The sequence below is a fragment of the Curtobacterium sp. SL109 genome, from assembly GCF_026672405.1.
GTDB lineage: Bacteria > Actinomycetota > Actinomycetes > Actinomycetales > Microbacteriaceae > Curtobacterium.
The window spans coordinates 148,316-172,857 of sequence record NZ_JAPPRB010000002.1; the positions used below are offsets into that span (position 1 = coordinate 148,316).

Here is a 24,542-nt window from a genome sequence, read left to right on the forward strand (position 1 = left end):
GACCGGCGGGGCCTTCGTTCGTCCAGCAGAGCGCCGACCGGCGGGCTCAGGACCAGACGCGGTGGATCCCCCACGAGCCGGTCCAGGTCTCGTCGGGCTCGAGCCAACGCAGGCCCTCGCCCGAGTTCAGGGCGTCGGCAGGCGCGGTCATCGGCTCGACCGCGACCGCGAGGCCTTTGCCGTCGCCCCGGGGGAACTCGCGGGAGGTGAAGACCTGCACGTACGGGAAGGACGCGTCCTGCCACAGCTCGACGCCGTCGCCCTCCGGCCCGTGGATCGTCGTCCGACGGATGCCGTCGCTGCCGGGGGTGACGTCGGTGTAGGCGGTGTCGAGGTCCGAGTCCCCGGCACGACGGCCGGCGCGGAGGTCCTGGTCGGTGCCCTCGACGGGCTGCGTGCCGTTCGGGATCTTGCGGTCGTCGACGGTGAAGGCGGTGGCGGCGTCGAGCGTGACGACGAGGTCCTCTGCCGGGGTGTCGCCGGCGCGGAGGTACGGGTGGGCGCCGACGGCGAACGGTGCCCGCACGTCGGAGCGGTTCGTGATCACGTGCGTGATGCGGATGCCGTCGTCGACGAGCTCGTGGTGCACGCGGGTCTCGAGGGTGAAGGGCCATCCGTGCTGCGGGTGGATCGTGGCCTGCTGCAGGACGGACGACTCGGTCTGGTCCACCACGCGGTACGGCGAGAACCGGAGCAGCCCGTGCGAGGCGTTGCCGTACTTCGGCTCGGAGACGTCCAGCTGCTGCGCTGCACCGTCGAGGTGCCAGACGCCACCCGCGACGCGGTTCGGCCACGGGACCAGGACGATGCCGTTCGCGCCGGCGGGCGCCTGGGACGCAGGGAACGGCTCGGTGAGGTCGAACCCGGCGACGGTGAGCTGGCGGATGCCGGCGGCGACCTCGGTCACGACGGCCTCGACGACCCCGTCCGGGCCGGTGTGACGGAGGTGGTACTGGCCTCCGGTGGGTGCTGCGGTCATGCGCTGTGGTTCCTTCCCGGTGCGGTGTCGTCGGCGACGACGACCTGGACCCCGGCGGCTCGTACGTGCTCGACGAGCTCCGACGGGGCCTCCGCCGTCACGATGACGTCGATGTCGTCGAGGCCGCGGACGACCCCGATGTGCGCACGGCCGAACTTCGAGCCGTCCACCACCACGACCGTACGCCGGGCCGTCGCGGCGAGCATCCGCTTCGCTTCGGTCTCGGGCAGGTTCACGTTCGTCAGGCCGTGCTCGACGTCGACACCCGTGCCCCCGAGGAACACCACGTCGGCGATGATCATCGGCAGGACCGTGCCGTTGAACGGCGCCACGAGCGAGTGCTGCAGGGGACGGAGCGTGCCACCCGTGACGACCACCGTGAACCGCGGCACCGCGCGCTCGAGGGCCAGGGCCGTGGTGAGGGAGTTCGTGACGACGGTGACGTCGACCAGGTCCTCGCGGGCGACGAGTGCCTCGGCGACGGCTGCCGGTGTCGTGCCGACGTCGAGCACCACGCACTCCCCGGACCGCACGAGCGCCGCGGCAGCGCGGCCGATCGCGGCCTTGGCCGCCCGGTGCTCGACGGCGGTCTCCTCGAACGGCCGCTCCGGTGACCCGACCCCGGGGCGGACCGCACCGCCGTGCACCCGCCTGACCCGGGCCTCCCGGTCGAGGACGGCGAGGTCCTGCCGGACCGTCACCTCGCTGGTGCCGAGCGCTGCGGCGAGCGCCGCGGTCCGGACCAGGCCGGGGGCGCCGTCGACGATGGCGACGATGCGGTCCTGCCGCAGGGGCGCCGGCATCGTGCCGGCGAGGAAGAGGTCGTCGTCGCTCACGGGGACAGTTTCGTCTGCTTCCGATCACTTTCGCAATCCTTCGTTCGTTCGCTAGGCTGTCCGGGTGATCACCAAGCGCGCGACGAAGCTCGCGGACGGCCGCGACCTCATCTACTTCGACGATGCGGACACGCAGCTGCCCGCCGAACGGCACATCGACGAGCGGACGCTCGACCCGCGGCCGGAGACGGCACGGATGCGCCAGGACGTCCTCACCGGCGAGTGGGTCTCGATCGCCAGCGCCCGGCAGAACCGCGTGTTCCTGCCCCCGGCCGACCAGGACCCGCTCGCTCCGCAGACCGCGGCGAACCCGTCGGAGGTCCCGAGTCGGTACGACGTCGCCGTGTTCGAGAACCGGTCCCCGTCGTTCGGACCCGCCCTCGACGCCGACGACGCCCCCGAGTCGCTCGCGTCCCTGTCGGACGTCGGACTGAACCGCCAGCTGCGCTCGGTCGGCCGGTGCGAGGTCGTCTGCTTCTCCCCCGAGACCGCCGGCTCGTTCGCGTCCATCTCCGAGTCCCGCGCCCGCACCGTGGTCGAGGCCTGGGCGGACCGCACCGCCGCACTCTCCGCGATGCCCGGCATCCAGCAGGTGTTCCCGTTCGAGAACCGCGGCGAGGCGATCGGCGTCACGCTGCACCACCCGCACGGGCAGATCTACGCCTACCCCTACGTCACCCCGCGCACGCAACGGCTGCTGGCATCGATCGAGCGGTTCGGTCCGGACCTGTTCGAGCAGCACCTGGCGAACGAGCGCGCGTCCGAGCGGGTCGTCCTCGCCGGGGAGCACTTCACCGCCTTCGTGCCGTTCGCCGCGCGCTGGCCCATCGAGATCCACCTGCTGCCGCACCGCCACGTGCCGGACTTCGCCGGGCTGACCGACGCCGAGAAGGACGAGCTCGCGCACATGCACCTGCGACTCACCCGTGGGCTCGACGCGCTCTACGGCGACCCGACCCCGTACATCGCCGCGTGGCACCAGGCGCCGGTGCACACCGGACGTGACACCGTCCGGCTGATGCTGCAGATCACGTCACCGCGTCGGTCGGCGGACAAGTTGAAGTTCCTGGCCGGCAGTGAAGCCGCCATGGGCGCATGGATCGGGGACCTCGTCCCCGAGAAGGCGGCCGAGTTCATCCGAGGAGGGATCGAACGAGCATGACGTTCCAGCAGGTGTTCGGGCACGAGCCGACGGTGCGGTACTCCGCCCCCGGCCGCGTGAACCTGATCGGTGAGCACACCGACTACAACGAGGGCTACGTCCTCCCCTTCGCCATCGACCGCCGCACCACGGCGTCGATCGCACCGCGTGCGGACCGCCTGCTGCGGGTCGCCTCGGCGTTCGACCCGGAGACCGTCGTGTCGCTGTCGCTCGACGAGCTGTCGCCCGACGCGATGGACGGCTGGTCGGCGTACGTGTTCGGCATCGCCTGGGCACTGCAGGAGCAGGGTGCCGACCTGTCCCGGGCAACCGGCCTCGACATCTACATCGAGTCAGACGTCCCCGTCGGCGCCGGCCTGTCGTCGAGCGCCGCGATCGAGTGCGGCGTCGCGCTGGCATTCAACGACCTGTGGGAGCTCGGCCTCGACCGCAAGCAGCTCGCCCGCGTGGGGCAGTACTCCGAGAACCACGCGGTCGGTGCGCCGACGGGGATCATGGACCAGTCCGCGTCGCTGCTCGGCGAGCAGGACGCCGTCGTGTTCCTCGACTGCCGCACGCTCGACACCGCGGTGGTCGACATGGCGCTGCAGGCCGAGGGGCTCGAGGTCCTGGTGGTCGACACCCGCGTCGAGCACGCACACGCCACCGGTGGCTACGCCGCACGTCGGGCATCATGCGAGAAGGGGGCGCAGGTCCTCGGGGTCGAGGCCCTGCGCGACGTCGCGGTGGACGACCTGCCGCGGGCGCAGGAACTGCTGGACGACGAGACCTTCCGCCGTGTGCGGCACATCGTGACCGAGGACCAGCGCGTCCTCGACACCGTCCGCACCCTCCGCGAGCAGGGCGCCCGAGCGATCGGCGACCTGCTCGTCGCGTCGCACGAGTCCATGCGCGACGACTTCGAGATCTCCGTGCCGGAGCTCGACCTGGCCGTCGCGACCGCGATGGCGAACGGGGCCGTCGGGGCGCGGATGACCGGTGGCGGGTTCGGCGGGTCGGCGATCGCGGTGGTCGACCGGGAGGCCCGTGAGACGATCGCGACGGCCGTCACCGCCGCCTTCTCGGACGCTGGGTTCCGCGAGCCGACCGTGTTCACGGTGCACGCGGCGCAGGGCGCGCGGCGCGACAGCTGACGCGGGCGCGTCGGCCGGCGCCGCGGCGCTGCAGCGGCGCTGCAGCCGGCGCTGCAGCCGGCGCTGCCGTCACGCGGCGTCGCCTGGCGTCGCACAGCCGAAACCGGCTCGCGCCACGAACTTCCGTGGCGCGAGCCGGTTTCGGTTGTTCGGCGCCGGTCCGCGCCGCGGCTCCCTCGCCGCGGCCCGCCTGCCGGGGTCGGCACGAGCCTTCAGGCCGAGCCTCGGGTGGGCGGACGTCCTGCGGCTTGCCGACGCCGCGCGATGTCCGCAGAGGTGAGACTCGGCCGAGCGGCAGCGCCACGCAGCGCCGCGCTCAGCGCGTCATGTGGCCGATCGTGATCGTCGTGCCGCTGAGGGGGAAGGCGTGGACCGGCAGCACCTGGTGCTGGATCTGGTCCATCACGACGTGGCTCTCCCACACCCCGTAGACCAGGACCGCGGCGACGACGAGCACCGGGAGCGCGACGACGGCGGCGACCCGGAACGTGCGACCGAGGCGCTCGCGACCCCACCGCGCGAGCGTGGGCGGCACGACGACGCCGAGCACGCCGACGAGCACGATGAGCGTGACAGCGAGGGGTGACGGGTGGCCGAGGGCCTCGACCGTCGCTGGTGCGGCGGCGACGACGACCCCGGACGCGTCGGTCCAATGGCCGTCCGCGTCGACCCCGCCGTAGCCGGCGCTCGCGCTCCACGTGCCGAGCACCCCGAGCACGAACAGGCTGACGATCGTGGCGACGACGACCATCCACCCGCGCAACGTGGAGCGCCGCCCCTCGACGGCCATCACCGGCACGGTCACCACGTTCTCCCCCATGGGGTGAACGTAGCGCCGAGCCGACGCGACGGCAACGCCTCGGCGCGACGCCAACGCGTCGGTTACTACTTCAGCCGGCGCTCCGCGGCCTCGACGACGTTCTTCATGAGCATCGCCCGGGTCATCGGTCCGACGCCACCGGGGACCGGCGACATGAAGCCGGCGACGGACGCGACCGCGGGGTCGACGTCGCCGTGCAGCTTGGCCTTCCCCGTCTCGTCGTCCACGACGCGGGTGATGCCCACGTCGATGACCGCGGCGCCCGGCTGGACCCAGTCGGGCTTGACCAGTCCGGCGACCCCGGCGGCGGCGACGACGATGTCCGCACGGCGGCACTCGGCGGCGACGTCGGCGGTCAGGGAGTGGGTGAGGGTGGCGGTGGCCTCGAGCCGGGTGAGCAGCAGGCCGAGCGGGCGCCCGACCGTCAGACCCTGGCCGATGATCGTGACGTGCTTGCCGCGGATCGGGATGTCGTACGCGCGGAGCATCTCGACGATCCCCCGAGGCGTGCACGGCAGGGGTGCGTCGATCGTGCCGGCACCACCGGGGACAGCGAGCACGAGCTCCCCGAGGTTCGTCGGGTGCAGGCCGTCGGCGTCCTTCGACGGGTCCATCAGCTCGAGCATGGGCGTCGGGTCGATGCCCTCCGGCAGCGGGAGCTGCACGATGAACGCCGTGACGCGAGGGTCGTCGTTCATCTGCAGGATCGCGGCGCGGATGTCGGCGGCCGAGGCGGTCGCGGGCAGGTCGAGGCGGATCGACTCGATGCCGATCTGCGCCGAGTCACGGTGCTTGCCGGCGACGTACGACAGCGAGCCGGCGTTCTCCCCGACCAGGATCGTGCCGAGGCCCGGGTGGATGCCGCGCTCGTGCAGACGGCCGACGCGGACGCGGAGCTCCTCGAGCGTGCGGGCAGCGAGGGCGGTGCCGTCGATGCGCACGGCCGAGTCCTCCCCTGCCCACCGAGCGGTGGGCAGGGGAGCCACCGCGGTGGGCTGGGGAGCCACGGTGCCGCTCACGCGTAGAGCGGGAACGCGTCGGTCAGGGCCTTGACCCGCGCCGAGAGCGCCGCCACGTCCGGGTTCGGCATGAGCGTCAGCGCGATGATGTCCGCGACCTCGGTGAACTCGGCGTCGCCGAACCCACGCGTGGCCAGGGCCGAGGTGCCGATGCGGACACCCGAGGTGACCATCGGCGGGCGCGGGTCGAACGGCACGGAGTTGCGGTTCACGGTGATGCCGACCTCGTGCAGGAGGTCCTCGGCCTGCTTGCCGTCGACCTCGGACTCGCGCAGGTCGACGAGCACCAGGTGCACGTCGGTGCCACCGGTGAGGACGTCGACCCCGGCGGCCTTGGCGTCGTCAGCGGTCAGGCGGGACGCCAGGGCCTGGGCGCCGCGGATGGTGCGCTCCTGGCGGTCCTTGAACTCCGGCGTGCCGGCGAGCAGGAACGCGGTGGCCTTCGCCGCGATGACGTGCATCAGCGGACCACCCTGCTGGCCCGGGAACACGGCGGAGTTCAGCTTCTTGAACAGCGTCTCGTCGTTCGACAGGATCAGGCCCGAGCGCGGACCGGCGAGGGTCTTGTGCACGGTCGTGGACACGACGTGGGCGTGTGGGACGGGCGACGGGTGCAGACCGGCGGCGACGAGGCCGGCGAAGTGCGCCATGTCGACCCAGAGCTTGGCGCCGACCTCGTCCGCGATCTCCCGGAACTTCGCGAAGTCGAGCTGCCGCGGGTACGCCGACCAGCCGGCGATGATGACCTTCGGCTGGTGCTCGACGGCCTTGGCGTGGATGTCGTCGTAGTCGACCTCGAACGTGGTGGGGTCGACGCCGTACGAGACGGCGTTGTAGATGCGCCCGGAGAAGTTGAGCTTCATGCCGTGGGTCAGGTGGCCGCCGTGAGCGAGCTCGAGCCCCAGGATGGTGTCGCCGGCGGAGGCGATGGCGTGCAGGACCGCGGCGTTCGCCGTGGCGCCGGAGTGCGGCTGGACGTTGGCGTAGGCGGCGCCGAACAGAGACTTGGCGCGCTCGATGGCGAGGGACTCGGCGATGTCGACGTACTCGCAGCCGCCGTAGTAGCGCTTGCCCGGGTAGCCCTCGGCGTACTTGTTCGTGAGCACGGACCCGACGGACTCGAGCACGGCGCGGGGCACGAAGTTCTCGGACGCGATCATCTCGAGGGTGTCGCGCTGGCGGCCGAGTTCCTGCTGCAGGACGGCGGCGATCTCGGGGTCGACCTCGCTGAGCGGGGCGTTGAACGCGGCGCGAGCAGCGGCGGCGTCGGAGGCAGCGGGTTCCGCCGCGGCGCCGGACGTCTCGGACACGAACGGGGGCAGATCGGTGATGGACACGGGTCTCCTTGGTGACGAGCCGAACGAGCCGGCGGCGAGGATCGGTCGGCGTGGCCCAGGCGGACGGCCACGCACCGTGTCGAGTGTCGCTCCCTGATGGTGACCCATCCGACGCCAGTCGCGACACCACGATCGTACCGAGCCGCCCGGCCTGTGTCACCCTGGTTGCATGCCCCTGTCGTTCCCGTCCGTCGACGAGCGCGCCGACACCGATGCCGACCTCGACACCCGTGCCAGCGTGCGGCCCGACGTGCCGTGGGTGACCGTGGTCTGGGACGACCCGGTCAACCTGATGTCCTACGTCACCTACGTCTTCCAGACCTACTTCGGGTTCCCGCGGACGACGGCGGAGCAGCTCATGCACCAGGTGGACGCCGAGGGACGCGCCATCGTCGCCACGGGCAACCGGGAGCAGATGGAGCTCCACGTCGAGGCGATGCACGGCTACGGCCTGCAGGCCACCGTCGACCGGGCAGCCGGCGAGTGATCCCCTTCGTGCGCCGCTCCGACGGCATCCACCTCGGCCTGGCGTCCGGCGAGCGTTCGGTGCTCACGAGCCTGGTCGAGCAGCTGCAGCAGATCCTCGACGGGGACCTCGACTCCGACCCCGTGACCCTGCGGATGTTCCCGGACGCCTACCCCGGTGACCGCCAGGCGAGTTCCGAGTTCCGGCGCTACACCCGCGACGACCTCCGCACCGGCAAGGCGACGAACGCCGACACCGTGCACGCGTGGCTCACCGGAGGCCGCAACGGCGCCCTCACCGCCGAGGACGAGCAGTCCTGGCTCCGCTGCCTGACCGACCTGCGGCTCACGATCGCGGACCGGCTCGGCATCGTGGACGCCGACACCGAGGCCGCCAGCAGCACCGCCGTCGACGGTGTCGGGCTGCGGGACGTCTACGACTGGCTCGGCTACCTGCAGGAGCACCTCGTCACGACGATGACCGCCCCGCGGTGACGCTCACCTTCCGCGCGTCCACCACCGCCGACCTGGAGGCCCTGCTCGCCTTCACGACGTCGGAACCCGTCGCGTGGACCGGTCCGGACCGGTACCGGGACGAGGCGGCGGCGCACAACCTCCGCCCGGCGTGGTCGTGGCTCGCGCTGCGCGACGGCGTCCCCGTCGGACGGGCGATCTGGTGGGGCGGCGCCGACGCCGACGTCCCCGCCACCCTCGACGACGTGCTCGTGCCCGGGGCGCGCGACGAGCGGGAACGCGTCACGATCGCCGCGGGGCTCCTCCGTGCCGGGGCAGCGTCCTTCGGTGCGACCCCCGAGTGGATCGTCGACGTCGCGGTCGACTGGCGCGACGACCCGGCAGCCGTGGCGTCGGTGGCCTGGCGGGCAGCGGCGGCGAGCGCTGCCGGACTCCCGCGGACGACCGAGCGGATCAGCGTCGCGTGGACACCGGACGCCGGCGTGCCAGCGCCCCGCCGGGACCTGACCTTCCGGACCGGTGACGACGACGAGTTCCTCGACCTGTTCGCCCGGGTCACCGTCGGGAGCCTCGACGACCACACCCGCGCGACCGTCGCCCGGCTCGGCGCCAGGGGCACCGCGGCGGACGACCTCGAGTTCTACGCCTCGTTGCCCGGACGCCGCGAGGACTGGCGGATCGCGGTCGGTGCCGACGGTGTCACGCGCGGGTTCGTCCTGGCCACCCGGACGGCCTACGACGCCGCCGTCAGCTACATCGGCGTCCTCCCGCAGCACCGCGGGAACGGGGTCGTCGACGCACTGCTCGCCGAGGCGCTGCGCGTGCACCACGCGGCAGGCGAACCCCGGGTGGTGGGGACGACGGACGCGGCGAACACCCCGATGTGGCGGGCGTTCGAGCGGGCCGGGTTCGGCGTGGCGAAGCGGCGGATCGTCTTCGACCACTGATCGACAGGATGCCTTGCAAGTTCACCTGTCGGAGTAGTACCGTCGCGGTATGACCTCCACGGACCCGTCCGACCTCGCCAGCGATCTGCTGGCGCTCCACGGCCGCATCCGCAGGACGACCCTGGTGGGCAAGGCCGACGAGGTCACCGCCTCCCAGTCCGCCGCCCTCGGTCGCCTGGTCCGCGACGGTGCCACGACCACCGCTGACCTCGCCCGGGCCGAGGGCGTGCGCCCACAGTCCATGGGCGCCACGATCCAGGTGCTCGTCGACCTCGGCTTCGTCGACCGCGAGCAGGACCCCACCGACGGCCGGCGCACGATCGTCACCGCCACCGATGCCGGCCGCGCCGCGCGCGAGGACTCCCTCCGTGCCCGCACCCGCACACTCGCCGAGCGCCTCGCGGCGCTCGACCCGGACGACCGCGCGGTCCTCGCGCGGTCGTTCGCCATCCTCCGACCCCTCGTCGAGTCGTGACCAGCCAGGAGGCCCGTGGTGCGTCGCGGACGCACGCCGGGCCTCCTGGCTGGTCGCGTCCCGGCCACCGCACCGAGGCAGGCCACCACGTCCACCTCCACCGCTCCCGTCCCGACGTCCGCTGACCACGGATCCGGCAGCGGCTTCGGCCCGAAGCTGCTGATCCCGGTCCTGGTCGGGCCGCTGTTGAACCCGATCAACACGACGATGGTGTCGGTCGCCCTCGCGCCGATCTCCCGTGACCTGGGGATCGGAGCGTCGCAGGCGATCTGGCTCGTCGCGGCGCTGTACCTGGCGAGTGCCGTGGCGCAGCCGACGATGGGGAAGCTGGCGGACCGGTTCGGCCCGAAGAAGGTGTTCATGGCGGGGCTCGTCGTGGTGGGGATCGCGGGACTCGTGCCCGAGGTGCTGACCGGCTTCGGCGGAGCGGTCTTCGCCCGGGTTTTGATCGGCATCGGGACCTCGTCCGCGTACCCGGCGGCGCTGACGACCCTGCGGCACCACTCCGCCCGCATCGGGAAACCCACGCCGCCGCTGGTCCTCGGTGCGCTCTCGATCACGTCGCTCGTGTCCGCGGCGGCCGGCCCTCCGCTCGGCGGCGCGCTCATCGCCGGGTTCGGCTGGCACGCGATCTTCCTGGTGAACGTGCCGCTCGCGGTCTTCGGGCTCGTGGTCGCCGGGCTCTGGCTGCCGTCGGACCGACTGCGTCCGCGGTACGACGCCGACGTGCCGGTCCTGACGGCGCTCGACCCGTTCGGCATGGTGCTCATGACGGGCACGGTGTCGGCGCTGCTCGTGTTCCTGCTCGACATCCAGGCGCGCCTGTGGTGGCTGCTCGGCGTCGCGGTCGTGCTGCTCGTCGCCCTGGTGCTCTGGGAGCTGCGCGCCACCCGGCCGTTCGTCGACGTGCGGATGCTCGCGCGGAACGGGGCCCTGACCCGCACCTACCTGCGACTGTTCCTCGTCTACATGCTCGCGTACACGATGACGTACGGGTTCTCGCAGTGGGTGCAGGACGTCGCTGGGTACTCCAGCGACCAGGCCGGCTACCTCCAGTTGCCGGCGGCGGTGGTCGCCGGGCTCGCCTCGGTCCTCGTCGCCCGCCGGACCACCGTGCGCGGGCCGCTCGTCATCGCGGCGACGGTGCCCGTCCTCGGCGGACTGCTGCTGCTCGGCCTGCACACCGGGTCGTCGATCGTGCTGCTGGCCCTCGCGCCGGCGCTGTTCGGGATCCCGCAGGCACTGGCGTCCGTGTCGAACCAGGCGGCGCTGTACCGGATCGTGCCGCCGGAGTCGATCGGCACGGCCGCTGGGCTGTCCCGCACGAGCGTGTACATCGGGGCGATCGCGGCGTCCTCGCTCATCGGCGGGGTGTTCGGGCAGGCTCCGACGACGCCGGACCTGCACGTGCTCGGGTGGGTGATCGTCGGCATCGCGGTGGTGCTGAGCGCGCTGACGATCGGCGACCGGGCGCTGCGGCGCGGGGCGGAGGCGTAGGGCCGGACCAGTTGTCCACAGGGGCTGCGTGACGGGGCCGGGGCGAGCCTCCTGGCCGGTAGCCTGAACCGGTGACCGACCCGAGCGACGCGACCCCCACGCACTGGACCCTGACCCTGGTCTGCGACGACCAGCCCGGGATCGTGCACGCCGTGTCCGGGGCCGTCGTGCAGGCCCACGGCAACATCACCGAGTCGCAGCAGTTCTCGAGCCACGACACCAACACGTTCTTCATGCGCCTGCAGGTGATGGCGCCGGTCGACCGTGCCACGTTCGAGCAGGCCATCGCCCCCGTGGTCGAGCGCTACGCCATGCGCGTCCAGCTCGACGTCGTCGGCCGACCGATGCGCACGCTCGTGCTCGTCTCCAAGGCCGGGCACTGCCTCAACGACCTGCTCTACCGGCAGCGCGGCGGGCAGCTCGCGATCGACGTGCCCCTCGTGCTGTCGAACCACACCGACCTGTCCGAGCTGGCCGCGTTCTACTCCGTGCCGTTCGAGCACCGTCCCGTCACCGACGCCGACAGCAAGGCGGCGATGGAGCAGCGCATCCTCGACGCGGTGCAGGAACACGACATCGAACTCGTCGTCCTGGCGCGGTACATGCAGATCCTCTCCCCCGAGCTCTGCGCAGCACTGCGCGGTCGGGCGGTCAACATCCACCACTCGTTCCTGCCCGGCTTCAAGGGCGCCAACCCCTACCGGCAGGCGCACGCCCGGGGCGTGAAGCTCATCGGGGCGACCGCGCACTTCGTCACGAGCGACCTCGACGAAGGCCCGATCATCGAGCAGAACGTCGTGCGGGTCGACCACACGAAGGAACCGGCCGAGCTCGTCTCGATCGGCCAGGACGAAGAGTCCCGCACCCTCACCCAGGCCGTGCGCTGGATCGCGGAGGACCGGGTCCTCCTCGACGGCGCCCGCACCATCATCTTCAAGTAGGCAGCATGAGCAACGTCCCGCGATCCCCGATGGACTGGGACGCGACGCCCGAACCGTCGGCGCCGCGCAGTCCTCGCCGTGTCGACGGCTGGAGCGTGCTGCGCGGGCTGGTCTGCGCGTTCGGGCTGCTGTCGCTGGCGTACTGGGGCTACATCGCGTGGCCGTTCCCGATGCCGGCCGTGCTGTTCATCGTCGGTGCGCCGCTGTTCGCCGCGGTGGTCTGGTACTTCTTCCGGTCGCCGCGCTCCCCGATCGAGACCGACGTCGTCGGCAAGACCATCGTCGAGGTCGCGTTGATCGTGGCCGCCGGGGGCGCCTGGATCTCGATCGGGCACCCGGTCGTCGGGCTGGTCTTCGTCGTGGTGGCCGCGGTGTCCGGCGTGGTCGCGTCGCGGCGGGAGGCCCGGTGAGCGGCGGGGCGGGGTCCGGGGCCGGTTCCGGCTCCGTCGGGCCGGAGGCTCGGAGCACGCTGGTGCGTGCGGCGCACGTCGTCGACGTGGCCGGGTCGACGACCGACGGGTGGGTCCTCGTCGTCGGTGACACGATCCGCGCGGTCGGCTCCGGCCCCGACGTCCCCTCCACCGACGACGTGGTCGACCTCGGCGACGCGGTCCTGACGCCCGGGTTCGTCGACCTGCACGGGCACGGCGGGGCGGCCGTCGCGTACGAGGACGCCTCCGTCGGCCCCGCACTCGCGATGCACCGCGCGCACGGCACCACCCGGTCGGTCCTGTCGCTCGTGGCGAACCCGGTCGACGTCCTCGCGGCGTCGCTCGGGCGCATCCGCCAGGTGATGGACGCCGACCCGCTCGTGCTCGGCGTCCACCTCGAGGGGCCCTTCCTCTCCCCGCACAACAAGGGCGCCCACAACGAGCAGTTCCTGATCACCCCGACCCCCGCCGACGTCAACGCCCTGCTGTCGGCCGGCGAGGGCGTCATCCGGCAGGTCACCATCGCGCCCGAGCTGCCCGGAGCGCTCGACGCCGTCCGTCGGTTCGTCGACGCCGGGGTCGTCGTCGCGGTCGGTCACACCGTCGGCACGTACGACCAGGCCCGTGCCGCGTTCGACGCCGGCGCGACCATGCTCACGCACGCGTTCAACGCCATGCCGGGGCTCCACCACCGTGCGCCCGGGCCGATCGGAGCCGCCGTGGCCGACGACCGCGTGACGCTCGAGCTCATCCTCGACGCCGTCCACGTGCACCCGGTCGTCGCGGACACCCTGTTCCGCGCCGCCCCCGGGCGCGTGGCGCTGATCACCGACGCCATGGGTGCTGCCGGAGCCGCCGACGGCGAGTACCGCCTCGGGTCGCTCGACGTCACCGTGACCGACGGTGTCGCGCACGTCGCCGGGACGGACACGATCGCGGGGTCGACGCTCACCCAGGACGCGGCGCTGCGGAACGCCGTCGCGCTCGCCGGACGGTCCCTGCCCGAGGCCTTGGCGGCGCTGACGAGCGTGCCTGCTCGTGCGCTCGGGCTCGGCGACCGGCTCGGTCGGCTCGCGCCAGGGTTCGCAGCCGACCTGGTGGCGCTGTCGCCGGCGCTCGAGGTCCAGCGGGTGTGGGGAGCCGGACGGCCGCTCGACTGACGGGCGGTGCGCGTAGCGTGCTCGACATGCCGCGGAACCTGCTCTGGACCGACCACCTCCAGGTGTGGGGCGGGTTCGCGTTGGCGATCGGTGGCGCGGCCGCGCTGATCTGGCCCGCGTCGGACTCGGCCTCGACGAAGCTCGCCGTCCTCGCGATCCTGGTCGGTCTGCTGGCGGAACTGGTCACCGTGCTGCGTGTGCGCCGACGGATCCGGTCACGGTGGCAGGACACGAGGTCGGGCCGGCGTCGATGAACGTCGCCGAGGTCGTCGCGCTGCTGACGCCGATGTTCCGCGAGATGCTGCACGACGACGAACTCGCGTCGCTCCGGTTCGGCATCGTGCCGTTGGGAGAGCCGGACGGCCCCGACCTCAGGGATGACGATCCCGTCCGGTTCAACGGCGCCGTCGTGCGGTGGCGGATCCTCGGGGAGCGCGGATGGTCGCGCGGCCTTGACGCCGACGACGATCCGGTCACGCTCGTCCGCGGCGTCCAGAGCGACCTGCAGGACTTCATCTCCGAGAGCGACTTCGGGTGGGGGCAGCTGCGGGGTCCGCGAGACCTGGTCTGAACCGCGCTGCCGGGATCGTCAGGACCGTGCAGCGCGTGCTCGTGCTCGTGCTCGTGCTTCAGCTCAGCTCAGCTCAGCTCAGCTCAGCTCAGCTCAGAGCCACGTGGCCACGCCGCCGTGCGACGAGCACGTTCCACGTCGGGACTGGCTGAAGCTGTAGGTCCCGTCCCCGCACTTCGCGGTCGCACCGCTCGGAGCACTCGATGAGACCTCCGGGCTGCAGACCGTGTTGCCGGCGGAGTTGACGTAGCTGCCGTTCGTGCACGCGGGAGCGGCAGGCGCGACCGGTGCCGGCGGTGCGACGTAGGTCCCGACGGTCGTGACCTGCGTGACCGGCGGAGTCGTCACGGCCTGGCTGGTGAGCGTGCGAGCGGTCTCCACACCGTCGGTGAGCGTCACCGTGTAGGTCTTCGTCTCGACGCCGTTCGCGCCCGCGGTCGTCACCGACGTCGTGCCGTTGGCGACCGTCGCGCTCTCGACGCTCGTCGTGGCGAAGGGGATCGCCACCGACTCGCTGACGACCTTCGTCGTGACCACCGGGGTCGGTGTCGGAGTCGGAGTCGGAGTCGGAGTCGGCGTGCGGGACGGGATCGGTGTGCTCGTCGCGCTCGCCTTGACGTGCGCGGGAGCTGCGGCGACCGCCGCCACCGGCTGGACCGGCTGCGGTGCCACGGGGTGTGTCGCACCGAACGCTGACGTGGTACCGACCATCACGACGAGCGCGATGCCCGCGCCGATTGCTGCGGCGGCCCGCTTCCGGGGAAGCCGCATCCAGGTCGTCCGACGGAAGAGGACGCCGTAGACCGCGGTCAGGAGCACCACCAGCGAAGCCATCCCGACCATCAACCACACACCGCCAGAGGCGAGCCCGAGCAGCGCCATCAGGGCCGTCCCGACGATGCCGACCCAACTCGTGACCGGCACCCTCCGTGCGCGGTTCGGGGTGGGCTGCTGGCCCTGCTGTCGGTGGACGGACATGATGCTCCTTCGGGTACGAACGACCCGAGTATGACTCATGCTCAGGTCGACTCCGGAGTCTGTCCAGATACGGAGGACGGGACGCTGTCCCCGAGCTGGGCACGCCTGTTCGCTCAGGCGCCGCCGCGCACGAAGTCCAGCGCCTGCCGGACCGTCTCCTCGAGCGGCCGGGTGCTGTCGACCACGAGCCGGTCGTCCGTCCGCGGCTCGTACTCCGCGCGGACCCGCTCGACCTCGTCCCACGTCGGCAAGACGAACCCGGGCAGGTCGTTCTCCCGCTCCTCCACCCGTCGTCGGTGCTCCACGAGGTCCGGGCACACGACCTCGACCACGCGGAGCGCCACACCGGCCGACGCGGCCGTCGACACCCACCCGGCCCGGGCAGCCTCGACGCCCGACACCGCGTCGGCGACGACCGTCAACCCGCGGCGGAGGTCGGGGACGGCGAGCGCGTGCATGACCGAGTAGGCCGCGATCCCCGACTGTGACCGGGGGATGCCGTACTTCCACATCGCGGCCTCGATGGCGTCCACCCGCAGGCTCGGCGCGGAGAGCGCGTCGGCGAGCGCCGAGGACAGCGTCGACTTGCCGGAGCCGGGCAACCCGCAGACCTGGACGAGCACGGGGTCCACCGCCTAGCTGGCCCGGGCGACCGGGAAGTCGGCGTGGCGCAGGCCCGGACAGAACTCGGGCGTCGGGTGCTCGGAGATGCGGATGACCTCGTCGAGTCGTTCCCGTGCGGCTTCGAGCTCCGCCACCTGCGCGGTGATCCGCTCCCGCTCGGACGCGAGGATCGCGAAGTCCTCCGGGGTGGCGTGACCGGCGTCGACGCTCGGCAGCAGCTGCGCGATGGTTCGACTCGCCAGGCCGGCGGCGTAGAGCTGCTGCACGAGCTGCACCCGCTCCACGGCGGCCTCGCGGTAGAGACGCTGCCCGTTCACGGAGCGGTCGGCCGTGAGCAGCCCCTGCTCTTCGTAGTAGCGGAGCGAGCGGACGCTCACCTTGGCTCGCGCGGCCAGGTCCCCGATGCGCACGACTTCTCCGATCCGGGTTGCCCCTGACACCGACGTGAGGTCTTAGCGTACGTCCGCTGCCGTCGGGAGTCGCCCGGGCACGGAAGGGAACACCATGGAGATCGCAGGATCCGTCGCACTCGTCACCGGCTCGAACCGGGGCATCGGCCGCCGCTTCGCCGAGGAGCTGCTGGCACGCGGCGCCACGAAGGTCTACGCCACCGCGCGGCGCCCGGAGAGCGTGCAGATCGACGGCGTGGAGGTGCTCCCGCTCGACATCACGGACCAGTCCTCGGTCGACGCGGTGGCCCTCGCCGCGCCGGACGTCACGCTCCTGGTCAACAACGCGGGCATCACGGCGGAGGGCTCGCTGGTCAGTGGGTCGCTGGAGGAGGCCCACCGGGTGATGGACACCAACCACTGGGGGACGCTGTCGATGATCCGCGCGTTCGCCCCGGTCATCGAGGGCAACGGCGGCGGGGCGATCGTGAACGTCCTGTCGGCGCTGTCGTGGTTCGCAGCGCCCGGCCACGGCGGGTACGCCGCCGCGAAGGCCGCCGCGTGGAACATGACGAACGCGGTCCGACTGGAGCTGGCCGGCCGGGGCATCAGCGTGCAGGGGCTGCACCTCGGCGCGGCCGACACCGAGATGATGGCCGACTACGACGGCCCGAAGGCGGACCCGGCGGACATCGCCCGGGCGTCGCTCGACGGCGTCGCGCGCGGTGCGGCCGAGGTGGTCGCCGACGAGTGGAGCGCGATGGTGAAGGCCTCGCTCGCAGCGGAGCCCGAGCGGCTCTACGCCCAGCTCGGCTGAGCGTCCCCGCGGACGCGGACGCAACCGCGACCGCGACCGCGACCGGCCACAGCGCCGACGACGACGGCGGGCAGCCCGATGGGGCCCCCCGCCGTCGTCGTGCCCGCGTCTCAGCGGTCCTGCGGCCGGTCCTCCGGAGCCGTGGCCCAGGTCGTGTCCGGCGTCGCGCCGACCCGGAGCGAGAGCAGCCCGCCGCGGTTGACGAACGAGGACGGCACCCACGACTGCGTCAGCGTCCGTCCGCCCAGCCGTGCGCCCTGCACGTAGGGGTCCGTGCCCGAAGACCGGATGACGATCCGCTGCCCGCTCGCCCGCCGGATGTCGACCGTGCTGAACGTCGGGCTCCCGATGAGCATCTCGGCCCGTCCCGGCGTCTGCGGGTACAGGCCGATCGAGGCGAAGACGTACCAGGCGCTCATCGTGCCGAGGTCGTCGTTGCCGGGCAGACCGCCGGCGCCGGTGCCGTACGCGTCGTCGACGACCTGGCGGACGGTCTCCTGCGTCTTCCACGGCTGTCCGAGCGCGTTGTACATCCACGGCGTGTGGATGTCGGGCTCGTTGGTCGGGTCGAACTTCGTCGCGTCGCCACCGGTCACCGCGAACGCACCGGACGCGTCGTGGAAGAACGTGTCGAGTCGGGCGACGGCCGCGGCGTCACCGCCCAGGGCGGACGACAGCCCCTGCACGTCCTGGGGCACGAGCCACGTGTACTGCGCGCTGGTGCCCTGGGCGAAGCCGACACCGGTCGCGGGCGACCAGTCCGGCGTCCACGACCCATCTGCCTGGCGCGCGGCCTGGTACCCGACGGCCGGGTTGAACGTGTTCTCCCAGTAGTCGCCGCGAGCGGAGAACATCCGCGCGTCGGACCGCAGCCCCAGCGAGGAGGCCCAGTACCCGAGGGCGCTGTCGGAGATCGAGTCCTCGAGGGTCTCGGCGGCCCCGCCCCAGCAGTGGCAGTCGTCGTTCGCCGCGTACTGGCGCTGCAGGTACTGGTCGAGCCCAGGTCGCTGCGCGAGGCACTGCCCCGGGCACCCGATGTCGCTGAGCGCGTCGGCGTTCTGCACCGTCGCCTGGTGCCGCAGCGACTGGTACGCCGCACGGACGTCGAAGTTCCGGACCCCCATGGCGTACCAGGTGGCGAGCGTCGCCGCGGAGGGGTCACCGGTCATCACGTGGGTCGGCGCTCCGAGGTGCAGCCACCGGTCCCAGACGCCACCGTTCTGCTGGGCGAACCGCAGCATCGACTGGGCCATGTCCCCGGCGACGTCCGGCCGCAGCAGCGCCAGCAGCTGGATCTGCGCCCGGTACTGGTCCCACCCGGAGTAGGTGCCGTAGACGGCGCGGTGCCCGCGGTCGATGCGGTGCACTCGCATGTCCGGCCCGAGGTACCGGCCGTCGCGGTCGTTCAGCGTGTTCGGCTGCATGAGCGCGTGGTACACGGACGTGTACAGCTGCGTGGTCCGGTCGGCGGTGCCGCCTCCGACGCGGATGCGCGACAGTTCACGGTTCCAGGAGGCTCGGGTCGCCGCCGCCACGCTGGCCACCGTCGCGTGCTCCCGCACCTCGCCGTCGCGGTTCGCGACGGCACCAGCGGCACTGACGTAGGAGATGCCGATGCGGGCGTGCACCGTCGCACCGCGACGCGCGTCGAAGCCGACCCAGGCACCGGAGCCGCGTCCGGCACGGTCGGCCCCGGTCAGGTAGCCCTCCCCACCGGAGACGCGCGTGCCTCCCGGCTGGACCGTGTCGTCCTTCCAGGTGCCGGTGCTCGAGAAGGCCCGGTCGAAGGTGGCGGTGAAGAACAGACGGTAGTAGCTGCGGCGGTCGGGGTTCGTCGCGCCGCCGCCGTTGGCGCGGCGGCTGCAGAAGCCGCCGGTGAGGACGCTGCCGCTGACGGTGCGGGTGCGGGGGTCGACGCTGGTGGTGGCGTCCTCGCTGCCGTTGATCGAGTTCGAGGTGCGGAAGAGCAGGTTGGCGGCCTTCCCGGCGGGGAAGGCGAACTCGCCGATGCCGGCGCGGGTCGTGACCGCGAGGTCCGTCCGGACGCCGTTGTCGAGCTGGACGCCGTAGCGGCCAGGGCTGGCGGACTCCTGGTCGTGGGAGTAGCCCGCGGCGTAGACCACGTCGGTGGTGTCGGCGGACGGCGAGGTCGTCACGGCCGTCGTGACCGGCATGATCGGCACGTCGCCGGCGGCGCCGGGGGCACAGCCGGCGCCGTTGAGGTGCGTCAGGCTCAGGCCACGGAGCCGGTTGACGTCGTACGAGTAGCCGTTCGCGACGGGGGTCGAGGTCTGGTCGCCGGCGGTGCCGGTCGGGCTCCACTGCATCATCCCGAACGGCGCGGTCGCGCCCGGCCAGGTGTTGCCGTCGTGGCTGGTCCCGATGAACGGGTCGACGGACGCGGCGGGGTCGGTGACCGGCCGGGAGGCCGTGGTCGCCGCCGATGTGCCGGTCGCGGTGGCCGCCGTGGCCGGGGCCGCGACCACCCCCGTGCCGAGCAGTGCGGCGATCGTGGCCGCCGCGGCGAGCGGGACCGGACGGAGGAGCGGGCGGCGTTGCACGCGAGAACGAGTCACGTCCGCGACGCTAGCCCCCTCGGTCGGGGGCCGTGCACCGGGTCACCGATCGGTCGCGCGGAGTTCACGTCGGGTTCCCGTCCGCGGTCGTCGTCGGCGATGCCGGTCGTCGTCAGCAGCGCGGTCGTCGTCAGCGGCGCGGTCGTCGTCGGCGACGCGGTCGTCGTCAGCGACCGGCGTACTCGGCCGTCCGGTCCACGAAGGCGCGGACCCGGGCTCGGAACACCGGGTCGGCAGCGGCCCCACGGACCTGCACGACGTGCAGACGACGGTCCGAGCGGCGGAGCGCGGGCCCGACGAAGACGCCTTCCTCGACGTCCGCTGCCGTCGCTGCCCAGAGGACGGCACGGGCACCGTCCTCCACCGTGCGGGCGGCGAGCCGGGCGATCGACCCCGCGAGCGTCGCGACCAGGGTCTCCGCCTGGCCGTTCATGCCCGTCGCGGCGATGCCCGGGTGCGCGATCACCGACCGGACCGCCGACCCGGACGCACGGAGGCGCTCGCCGAGGTCGACCGCCATGGCTGCCGCCGCGGTCTTCGAGGCGGTGTACGCGGCGAACTGGCGGTGGGCGCGAGGGTCGTCGATCGCGTCGAGGTCCGGCACGCGGGCGGTGCGCTGCGAGAGGTTGGAGCCGACCAGGACGACCCGCGGGGACGGTCCGCCGAGCACGGGGAGCATCTCGTCGGCCAGGACTGCCGGGCCGACGACGTTGGTGGCCCAGGTCCGTTCGACACCGTCCACGCCGAGCGCGAACCGTGGCGCGCTGATCCCCGCGTTGTTGACCAGGGCGTGCACCACGAGGCCGTCCTCGGCGAGGCGCCGGGCGAAGGCCCTGACGGAGGCGACGGACGCGGTGTCGACGACCCGGGCCTCCAGGCCGGCGGGCAGGACGCGTGCTGCCTTGTCGAGGTCGCGGACCCCGGCGACGACGTGCGCCCCGGCTGCGGCGAGCCGGGTGGCGACGGCGAGCCCGAGGCCGCCGGTGGCCCCGGTGACCACCACGGTCCGTCCGTGCTGGTCGGGCATCTGGTCGGGTTCCCACGTGAAGGACGGCATCGGTGCTCCTGTTCTGGCATGTCGAGGCGAATCGGATGATTCATCCGGAACGGTAGCACAAGCGGATACACTGTCCGCATGGTCGACCTCGCCCGCCCGGACTCCCTCCGTTCCGACGCCCTGCGCAACCGTGCAGCACTGCTCACCGTGGCGCGCGAGCACCTCGACCGGGGCGAACCCGCCCAGCTGAACACGGTCGCGCGGGAGGCCGGCGTGGGGGTGGGCACCGCCTACCGGCACTTCCCCACACAGCAGCACCTGCTCGAGGCACTCGCGATCGACGCGTTCGAGGCCATGCTCGACCGGGTCCGGGACGCGGTCGCGGTGCCCGATGTCGAAGCGGCGGTCCGCGGCTTGGTCACCGAGGCCTTCCGGGGACTCGTGGGCGACCCGGCGCTCGGCGACCTGCTGACGGGCGGGACGTTCTCGTGCGCCGACACGGCCGCGCTGGCCGGGGACCTCGTCGACTCGATCGGCGCCCTCCTGGAGCGGGGCGCTGCAGCCGGTGTCGTGCGGTCCGACGTGCGGCCCGACGACCTCCGTCGACTCGTCTGCGGGATGCGTCAGGCGGCGACGGCCGGCGGGGTCCAGGTCGACGATCCGGACCGGTACGTCGAGATCCTGCTCGCTGGGCTTCGACCCCTGCGAGGATGAGGCGCATGAGCGTCATGGTCTCCCTCTTCGATGCACGCCGCACCCGCACCAGCGAGAAGTACACGGCCTTCCCGCCGGACGTGCTGCCCATGTTCGTCGCGGAGATGGACAGCATGCTCGCCGAGCCCGTGCGGGACGCCCTCGCCGCCGCCGTCAGCGCGGGCGACACCGGGTACGTCGGGCACGGTCGGGCGCTCCCCGAGGCCTTCACCGCGTTCGCGTCCGACCGGTGGGGCTGGCACGTCGACCCCGACCTGGTCCGCACGACCACGGACGTCTCGGTCGCCGCCGTGGAGACGCTGCGCCGGGTCATCGAGCCCGGCGGCCAGGTCGTCGTCATGCCGCCCGTGTACGCGCCGTTCTGGGAGTACGTGTCCGAGGCCGGCGGCACCGCGACCGAGGTGCCGCTCGTCGCACCCGCCGGCCCGGCCGACCCGTTCGACACGACGGCCGGGTGGCGGATCGACCTCGACGGTGTCGCGCAGGCCTTCGCCGACGGCGCCAGGACCGTCCTGCTGTGCAACCCGCACAACCCGCTCGGGCTCGTGCACGACCGCGAGTCGCTCGCCGCACTGGCCCGGCTGGCCGCGGAGTGGGACGCCGTGGTGGTCTCCGACGAGATCCACGCGCCGTTGGTCCACGCCGACGCCACGTTCACGCCGTTCCTCGACTCCTGCCCCGAAGCCGCGGCGATCGGCGTCGCCCTGACGAGTGCGAGCAAGGCGTGGAACCTGGCGGGCACCAAGTGCGCGCTGATGGTCGGCGCGTCAGACCGGGCTCGTGGCTGGTTCGACGGGATGCCGGGTGAGGTCGTCGAGCGCACCGGGATCCTCGGGTACACCGCGAGCGTCGCCGCGTTCAGCGAGGGCGGGCCGTGGCTGGCGTCGCTGCTGGCCGAGCTCGCCGCGAACCGACGGATCCTGGCGGAGGAGCTCGGCGAGGTGCTGCCCGGGGTGGGCTACCGGCAGCCGCAGGCGTCGTACCTGGCGTGGCTCGACCTGCGCGCGCTGCCGTGGGGCGACGACCCCGCCCTGCGACTCGTGGACGAGGCCAAGGTGGCGCTGTCGAACGGGCGGGACTTCGGGCGGCAGGGCGTGGGGCACGCGCGGCTCAACTTCGGCTGCTCCGAGGACACGCTGCGCGAGGGCCTGGCGCGCTTGGCGAGCGCCCGCTGACGGCAGCCCCTACTCGAACCGCTGCCAGGACGGCTTGTTCGCGTACGTGTAGCGGTAGTAGTCGGCGAGCCGCAGCCCGGCGGCCGCTTCCTCGTCGACGACGACGGTCGCGTGCTCGTGCAGCTGCAGCGCCGACCCCGGCACGAAGGACGACAGGGGCCCCTCGACCGCGGCGGCCACGGCGTCGGCCTTCGACGAGCCCTGGGCGACGAGGACGAGCTGGCGGGCCTCGAGGATCGTGCCGAGGCCCTGCGTCATGCAGTGCGTCGGGACCTGGTCGAGCGAGTCGAAGAAGCGGGCGTTGGCCTCGCGCGTCGAGGGTGCGAGGGTCTTGATGCGGGTGCGCGAGGCGAACGAGGACGTCGGCTCGTTGAACCCGATGTGGCCGTTCGCGCCGATGCCGAGGATCTGCACGTCGATGCCGCCGGCAGCCCGGATCGCCCCGTCGTACTCCTTGGCGGCGAACTCGATGTCGTCGGCGCGGCCGTCGGGCACGCGGACCCGCGACGGGTCGAAGCCGAGCGGGCCGACGACGTCGCGGGCGATGACGCTCGCGTACGACTCGGGGTGCTCGAGGGGGATGCCGACGTACTCGTCGAGGGCGAACCCGCGCGCCTGGGCGAACGAGACCTCCCCGGCGGCGACGCGGCGCTGCAGGTCGGCGTAGATGCCCTGGGGACTCGACCCCGTGGCGAGTCCGACGACGGCGGACGGCTTCTCGGCGACGACCGACGCGATCTTGGCCGCGGCGACGCGACCGACCTCCGCCGGCGTGGGCAGGATGATGATCTCCACGGATCACACCCTACTGGTCATGACCAGTCCGCGGCAGTGTGTTGCGCAACACGGGACCAGGTCGGGACGCCGACTCAGGACGCGTCGAGCGCCACCAGCTCCGGCGTGGACCCGAGCGCCCGCAGCGCCCCGCGGAGCGACCACGCGGACACGGCCACGATGAGCACCGCGAGCACCAGGACGACGATGCCGGCCGACCCGGCGACGGCCTCGAGCGCACCGAGCAGCACCCCCACGCTGACCCCGAGCGCGTGCACGAGCACGGTCGCCGGCAGAGCGGTCTGCTGGACGCGGGCGAACCGTACCAGCGCTCGGCGGTCCGCGGGATCGACCGATGCGGCGTTCCCGGCGGCGATCGTCTGGTGGACACGGGCCAGCTGCTCCGGGTCGACCTCGGACGGCGCCACACGTCGACGATCAGCCATCGTCCACAGCACGAGCTCGACGGCCACGACCAGGTACGCCACGAGCGCCGCGGTCCCGACGAGCACCACGACCGAGACGACCGGCGAGGTCATCCCGCGCACGAGCCCGACGACGACCGCCACGACGAGCCCGAGGGCGACGAGGCCGAGCGACACGAACAGCACACGTCGCCGCCGCGGCGTCACCGCACGCGCGACCCCGGCGACCGCGAGTCGCCACCCCGCGGCCCAGACACCGTGGTCGGACCGCACCTCGAGCGCCCTGTCGCCGCGTGCCATGCCCTGAGCGTAACCACGCCTGGGTACCGTGGCCGCATGCCCACGCCCGACTTCGTCCTGTCCCTCCGCGAGAAGATCGGCACGGACCTGCTCTGGCTGACCGGGGTCACCGCCGTCGTGACCCGCGGTGCGGGCGACGCCCGCGAGCTCCTGGTCGTCCGCCGCGCGGACACCGGCGCGCTGACCCCGGTGACCGGGATCGTCGACCCGGGCGAGGAACCGGCCGTCGCCGCGGAACGCGAGGTGCTCGAGGAAGCCGACGTCGTCGCCGTGGCCGAACGCCTGGTCTGGGTGCAGGCGCTGCCGGAGATGACCTACCCGAACGGCGACCGGGCGCAGTACCTCGACCTGGTCTTCGCGTGCCGCTGGGTGTCCGGGCACCCAGCCCCCGCCGACGGGGAGAACACCGAGGCGTTCTGGGCTCCCGTCACCGACCTGCCCCCGATGTCGGCGGACATGCGACGGCGCGTCGACGCCGGTCTGGCCGACGAACAGCAGGCGCGTTTCCAGCGCTGACCGCTCCGCC

General features: G+C 72.7%; 28 protein-coding genes and 1 riboswitch. Of the genes, 16 read left to right on the plus strand and 12 right to left on the minus strand.

Features of this window, described 5'->3' with window-relative positions; all coding sequences use genetic code 11:
* Window positions 1-46 precede the first annotated feature (46 nt).
* Both OVA28_RS02005 and OVA28_RS02010 read right to left on the minus strand, forming a co-directional pair.
* Complete coding sequence (locus OVA28_RS02005) at window positions 47-979, minus strand: aldose 1-epimerase family protein (protein ID WP_268095576.1); 933 nt, start codon at window positions 977-979, stop codon at window positions 47-49.
* Window positions 976-1,815 carry a DeoR/GlpR family DNA-binding transcription regulator gene (locus tag OVA28_RS02010; RefSeq protein ID WP_268095577.1) on the minus strand — a complete coding sequence of 280 codons (840 nt, stop codon included), beginning with the start codon at window positions 1,813-1,815 and terminating at the stop codon, window positions 976-978. Before OVA28_RS02010 ends, OVA28_RS02005 begins: the two co-directional genes overlap by 4 nt.
* 64 nt (window positions 1,816-1,879) lie before the next feature.
* On the opposite strand from OVA28_RS02010, the gene galT reads away from it, so the two are divergent.
* Together galT and galK are read left to right on the plus strand one after the other, a co-directional pair.
* The gene (gene galT / locus OVA28_RS02015) at window positions 1,880-2,977 is read left to right on the plus strand and encodes a galactose-1-phosphate uridylyltransferase (protein ID WP_194661511.1); all 1,098 of its coding nucleotides are present in this window, start codon (window positions 1,880-1,882) and stop codon (window positions 2,975-2,977) included.
* Complete coding sequence (galK, locus tag OVA28_RS02020; RefSeq protein WP_268095578.1) at window positions 2,974-4,110, plus strand: galactokinase; 1,137 nt, start codon at window positions 2,974-2,976, stop codon at window positions 4,108-4,110. Before galT ends, galK begins: the two co-directional genes overlap by 4 nt.
* Window positions 4,111-4,426: 316 nt before the next feature.
* Here the strand turns inward: galK and OVA28_RS02025 are convergent, their stop codons facing one another.
* The 3 genes from OVA28_RS02025 to glyA all read right to left on the minus strand — a co-directional run bounded on the left by OVA28_RS02025 (window position 4,427) and on the right by glyA (window position 7,160).
* A complete protein-coding gene (locus OVA28_RS02025; RefSeq protein ID WP_268095579.1) occupies window positions 4,427-4,930 on the minus strand; it encodes a hypothetical protein in 504 nt (167 codons plus the stop codon).
* Between the two features lie 65 nt (window positions 4,931-4,995).
* On the minus strand, window positions 4,996-5,907 hold the full coding sequence (locus tag OVA28_RS02030) for a tetrahydrofolate dehydrogenase/cyclohydrolase catalytic domain-containing protein (protein WP_268098138.1): 912 nt from the start codon (window positions 5,905-5,907) through the stop codon (window positions 4,996-4,998).
* Between the two features lie 38 nt (window positions 5,908-5,945).
* A complete protein-coding gene (glyA, locus tag OVA28_RS02035) occupies window positions 5,946-7,160 on the minus strand; it encodes a serine hydroxymethyltransferase (RefSeq protein ID WP_442780817.1) in 1,215 nt (404 codons plus the stop codon).
* A gap of 172 nt (window positions 7,161-7,332) precedes the next feature.
* Window positions 7,333-7,418: riboswitch (ZMP/ZTP riboswitch) on the minus strand.
* Window positions 7,419-7,455: 37 nt separating this feature from the next.
* Between glyA and clpS the strand changes: the two genes are divergently transcribed.
* The 10 genes from clpS to OVA28_RS02085 all read left to right on the plus strand — a co-directional run bounded on the left by clpS (window position 7,456) and on the right by OVA28_RS02085 (window position 14,247).
* Window positions 7,456-7,773 (plus strand): ATP-dependent Clp protease adapter ClpS, encoded by a 318-nt coding sequence (clpS, locus tag OVA28_RS02040; protein ID WP_268095580.1) that lies wholly within the window; start codon window positions 7,456-7,458, stop codon window positions 7,771-7,773.
* Window positions 7,774-7,781: 8 nt separating this feature from the next.
* The gene (locus OVA28_RS02045) at window positions 7,782-8,246 is read left to right on the plus strand and encodes a DUF2017 family protein (RefSeq protein WP_268095581.1); all 465 of its coding nucleotides are present in this window, start codon (window positions 7,782-7,784) and stop codon (window positions 8,244-8,246) included.
* The gene (locus tag OVA28_RS02050) at window positions 8,243-9,172 is read left to right on the plus strand and encodes a GNAT family N-acetyltransferase (RefSeq protein ID WP_268095582.1); all 930 of its coding nucleotides are present in this window, start codon (window positions 8,243-8,245) and stop codon (window positions 9,170-9,172) included. Before OVA28_RS02045 ends, OVA28_RS02050 begins: the two co-directional genes overlap by 4 nt.
* 49 nt (window positions 9,173-9,221) lie before the next feature.
* On the plus strand, window positions 9,222-9,647 hold the full coding sequence (locus tag OVA28_RS02055; RefSeq protein ID WP_194661517.1) for a MarR family winged helix-turn-helix transcriptional regulator: 426 nt from the start codon (window positions 9,222-9,224) through the stop codon (window positions 9,645-9,647).
* A gap of 18 nt (window positions 9,648-9,665) precedes the next feature.
* A complete protein-coding gene (locus tag OVA28_RS02060) occupies window positions 9,666-11,144 on the plus strand; it encodes an MFS transporter (RefSeq protein WP_268095583.1) in 1,479 nt (492 codons plus the stop codon).
* Between the two features lie 71 nt (window positions 11,145-11,215).
* The gene (gene purU, locus OVA28_RS02065; protein ID WP_267423041.1) at window positions 11,216-12,085 is read left to right on the plus strand and encodes a formyltetrahydrofolate deformylase; all 870 of its coding nucleotides are present in this window, start codon (window positions 11,216-11,218) and stop codon (window positions 12,083-12,085) included.
* A 5-nt stretch (window positions 12,086-12,090) separates the two neighbouring features.
* Complete coding sequence (locus OVA28_RS02070; protein WP_268095584.1) at window positions 12,091-12,495, plus strand: YrdB family protein; 405 nt, start codon at window positions 12,091-12,093, stop codon at window positions 12,493-12,495.
* A 59-nt stretch (window positions 12,496-12,554) separates the two neighbouring features.
* A complete protein-coding gene (gene nagA, locus OVA28_RS02075; protein ID WP_442780818.1) occupies window positions 12,555-13,676 on the plus strand; it encodes an N-acetylglucosamine-6-phosphate deacetylase in 1,122 nt (373 codons plus the stop codon).
* A gap of 26 nt (window positions 13,677-13,702) precedes the next feature.
* Window positions 13,703-13,930: a hypothetical protein gene (locus OVA28_RS02080; protein WP_268095586.1), complete on the plus strand. Its 228-nt coding sequence runs from the start codon at window positions 13,703-13,705 to the stop codon at window positions 13,928-13,930.
* Window positions 13,897-14,247 (plus strand): hypothetical protein, encoded by a 351-nt coding sequence (locus OVA28_RS02085; RefSeq protein ID WP_268095587.1) that lies wholly within the window; start codon window positions 13,897-13,899, stop codon window positions 14,245-14,247. The genes OVA28_RS02080 and OVA28_RS02085 overlap by 34 nt, the downstream gene beginning before the upstream one ends.
* A 93-nt stretch (window positions 14,248-14,340) precedes the next feature.
* Here the strand turns inward: OVA28_RS02085 and OVA28_RS02090 are convergent, their stop codons facing one another.
* The 3 genes from OVA28_RS02090 to OVA28_RS02100 form a co-directional block, all read right to left on the minus strand.
* Window positions 14,341-15,225: a DUF3761 domain-containing protein gene (locus tag OVA28_RS02090; protein ID WP_268095588.1), complete on the minus strand. Its 885-nt coding sequence runs from the start codon at window positions 15,223-15,225 to the stop codon at window positions 14,341-14,343.
* A gap of 113 nt (window positions 15,226-15,338) precedes the next feature.
* Window positions 15,339-15,848 carry an AAA family ATPase gene (locus tag OVA28_RS02095; protein ID WP_268095589.1) on the minus strand — a complete coding sequence of 170 codons (510 nt, stop codon included), beginning with the start codon at window positions 15,846-15,848 and terminating at the stop codon, window positions 15,339-15,341.
* A 12-nt stretch (window positions 15,849-15,860) separates the two neighbouring features.
* A complete protein-coding gene (locus OVA28_RS02100) occupies window positions 15,861-16,259 on the minus strand; it encodes a MerR family transcriptional regulator (protein WP_268095590.1) in 399 nt (132 codons plus the stop codon).
* Between the two features lie 94 nt (window positions 16,260-16,353).
* Between OVA28_RS02100 and OVA28_RS02105 the strand changes: the two genes are divergently transcribed.
* The gene (locus tag OVA28_RS02105) at window positions 16,354-17,055 is read left to right on the plus strand and encodes an SDR family oxidoreductase (RefSeq protein ID WP_194661527.1); all 702 of its coding nucleotides are present in this window, start codon (window positions 16,354-16,356) and stop codon (window positions 17,053-17,055) included.
* 110 nt (window positions 17,056-17,165) lie between these two features.
* Here the strand turns inward: OVA28_RS02105 and OVA28_RS02110 are convergent, their stop codons facing one another.
* Window positions 17,166-19,631: a GH92 family glycosyl hydrolase gene (locus OVA28_RS02110; protein ID WP_268095591.1), complete on the minus strand. Its 2,466-nt coding sequence runs from the start codon at window positions 19,629-19,631 to the stop codon at window positions 17,166-17,168.
* Window positions 19,632-19,797: 166 nt separating this feature from the next.
* Window positions 19,798-20,688: an SDR family NAD(P)-dependent oxidoreductase gene (locus OVA28_RS02115; RefSeq protein WP_268095592.1), complete on the minus strand. Its 891-nt coding sequence runs from the start codon at window positions 20,686-20,688 to the stop codon at window positions 19,798-19,800.
* Between the two features lie 78 nt (window positions 20,689-20,766).
* Here OVA28_RS02115 and OVA28_RS02120 point away from each other — a divergent pair, with 78 nt between their 5' ends.
* A complete protein-coding gene (locus tag OVA28_RS02120) occupies window positions 20,767-21,342 on the plus strand; it encodes a TetR/AcrR family transcriptional regulator (protein ID WP_268095593.1) in 576 nt (191 codons plus the stop codon).
* A 5-nt stretch (window positions 21,343-21,347) separates the two neighbouring features.
* Complete coding sequence (locus OVA28_RS02125; protein ID WP_268095594.1) at window positions 21,348-22,517, plus strand: MalY/PatB family protein; 1,170 nt, start codon at window positions 21,348-21,350, stop codon at window positions 22,515-22,517.
* A gap of 9 nt (window positions 22,518-22,526) precedes the next feature.
* Here OVA28_RS02125 and nagB read toward each other — a convergent pair whose 3' ends face one another.
* Entirely contained in the window at window positions 22,527-23,312 is a 786-nt protein-coding gene (gene nagB / locus OVA28_RS02130; protein ID WP_194661531.1) for a glucosamine-6-phosphate deaminase, read from the minus strand.
* A 74-nt stretch (window positions 23,313-23,386) separates the two neighbouring features.
* Entirely contained in the window at window positions 23,387-24,016 is a 630-nt protein-coding gene (locus OVA28_RS02135) for a hypothetical protein (RefSeq protein ID WP_194661532.1), read from the minus strand.
* A gap of 36 nt (window positions 24,017-24,052) precedes the next feature.
* Between OVA28_RS02135 and OVA28_RS02140 the strand changes: the two genes are divergently transcribed.
* Window positions 24,053-24,532 (plus strand): NUDIX hydrolase, encoded by a 480-nt coding sequence (locus tag OVA28_RS02140; protein WP_268095595.1) that lies wholly within the window; start codon window positions 24,053-24,055, stop codon window positions 24,530-24,532.
* Window positions 24,533-24,542: the final 10 nt, after the last annotated feature.

Excerpts from the sequence above, each read along its gene's own strand:
- OVA28_RS02005 (WP_268095576.1), bottom strand. The coding sequence starts at position 979 with ATGACCGCAGCACCCACCGGAGGCCAGTACCACCTCCGTCACACCGGC.
- OVA28_RS02090 (WP_268095588.1), bottom strand. The coding sequence starts at position 15,225 with ATGTCCGTCCACCGACAGCAGGGCCAGCAGCCCACCCCGAACCGCGCA.
- OVA28_RS02105 (WP_194661527.1), top strand. The coding sequence starts at position 16,354 with ATGGAGATCGCAGGATCCGTCGCACTCGTCACCGGCTCGAACCGGGGC.
- clpS (WP_268095580.1), top strand. The coding sequence starts at position 7,456 with ATGCCCCTGTCGTTCCCGTCCGTCGACGAGCGCGCCGACACCGATGCC.
- OVA28_RS02120 (WP_268095593.1), top strand. The coding sequence starts at position 20,767 with ATGGTCGACCTCGCCCGCCCGGACTCCCTCCGTTCCGACGCCCTGCGC.
- galK (WP_268095578.1), top strand. The coding sequence starts at position 2,974 with ATGACGTTCCAGCAGGTGTTCGGGCACGAGCCGACGGTGCGGTACTCC.
- OVA28_RS02135 (WP_194661532.1), bottom strand. The coding sequence starts at position 24,016 with ATGGCACGCGGCGACAGGGCGCTCGAGGTGCGGTCCGACCACGGTGTC.
- OVA28_RS02070 (WP_268095584.1), top strand. The coding sequence starts at position 12,091 with ATGAGCAACGTCCCGCGATCCCCGATGGACTGGGACGCGACGCCCGAA.
- OVA28_RS02125 (WP_268095594.1), top strand. The coding sequence starts at position 21,348 with ATGAGCGTCATGGTCTCCCTCTTCGATGCACGCCGCACCCGCACCAGC.
- OVA28_RS02080 (WP_268095586.1), top strand. The coding sequence starts at position 13,703 with ATGCCGCGGAACCTGCTCTGGACCGACCACCTCCAGGTGTGGGGCGGG.
- OVA28_RS02115 (WP_268095592.1), bottom strand. The coding sequence starts at position 20,688 with ATGCCGTCCTTCACGTGGGAACCCGACCAGATGCCCGACCAGCACGGA.
- OVA28_RS02025 (WP_268095579.1), bottom strand. The coding sequence starts at position 4,930 with ATGGGGGAGAACGTGGTGACCGTGCCGGTGATGGCCGTCGAGGGGCGG.
- OVA28_RS02055 (WP_194661517.1), top strand. The coding sequence starts at position 9,222 with ATGACCTCCACGGACCCGTCCGACCTCGCCAGCGATCTGCTGGCGCTC.
- OVA28_RS02140 (WP_268095595.1), top strand. The coding sequence starts at position 24,053 with ATGCCCACGCCCGACTTCGTCCTGTCCCTCCGCGAGAAGATCGGCACG.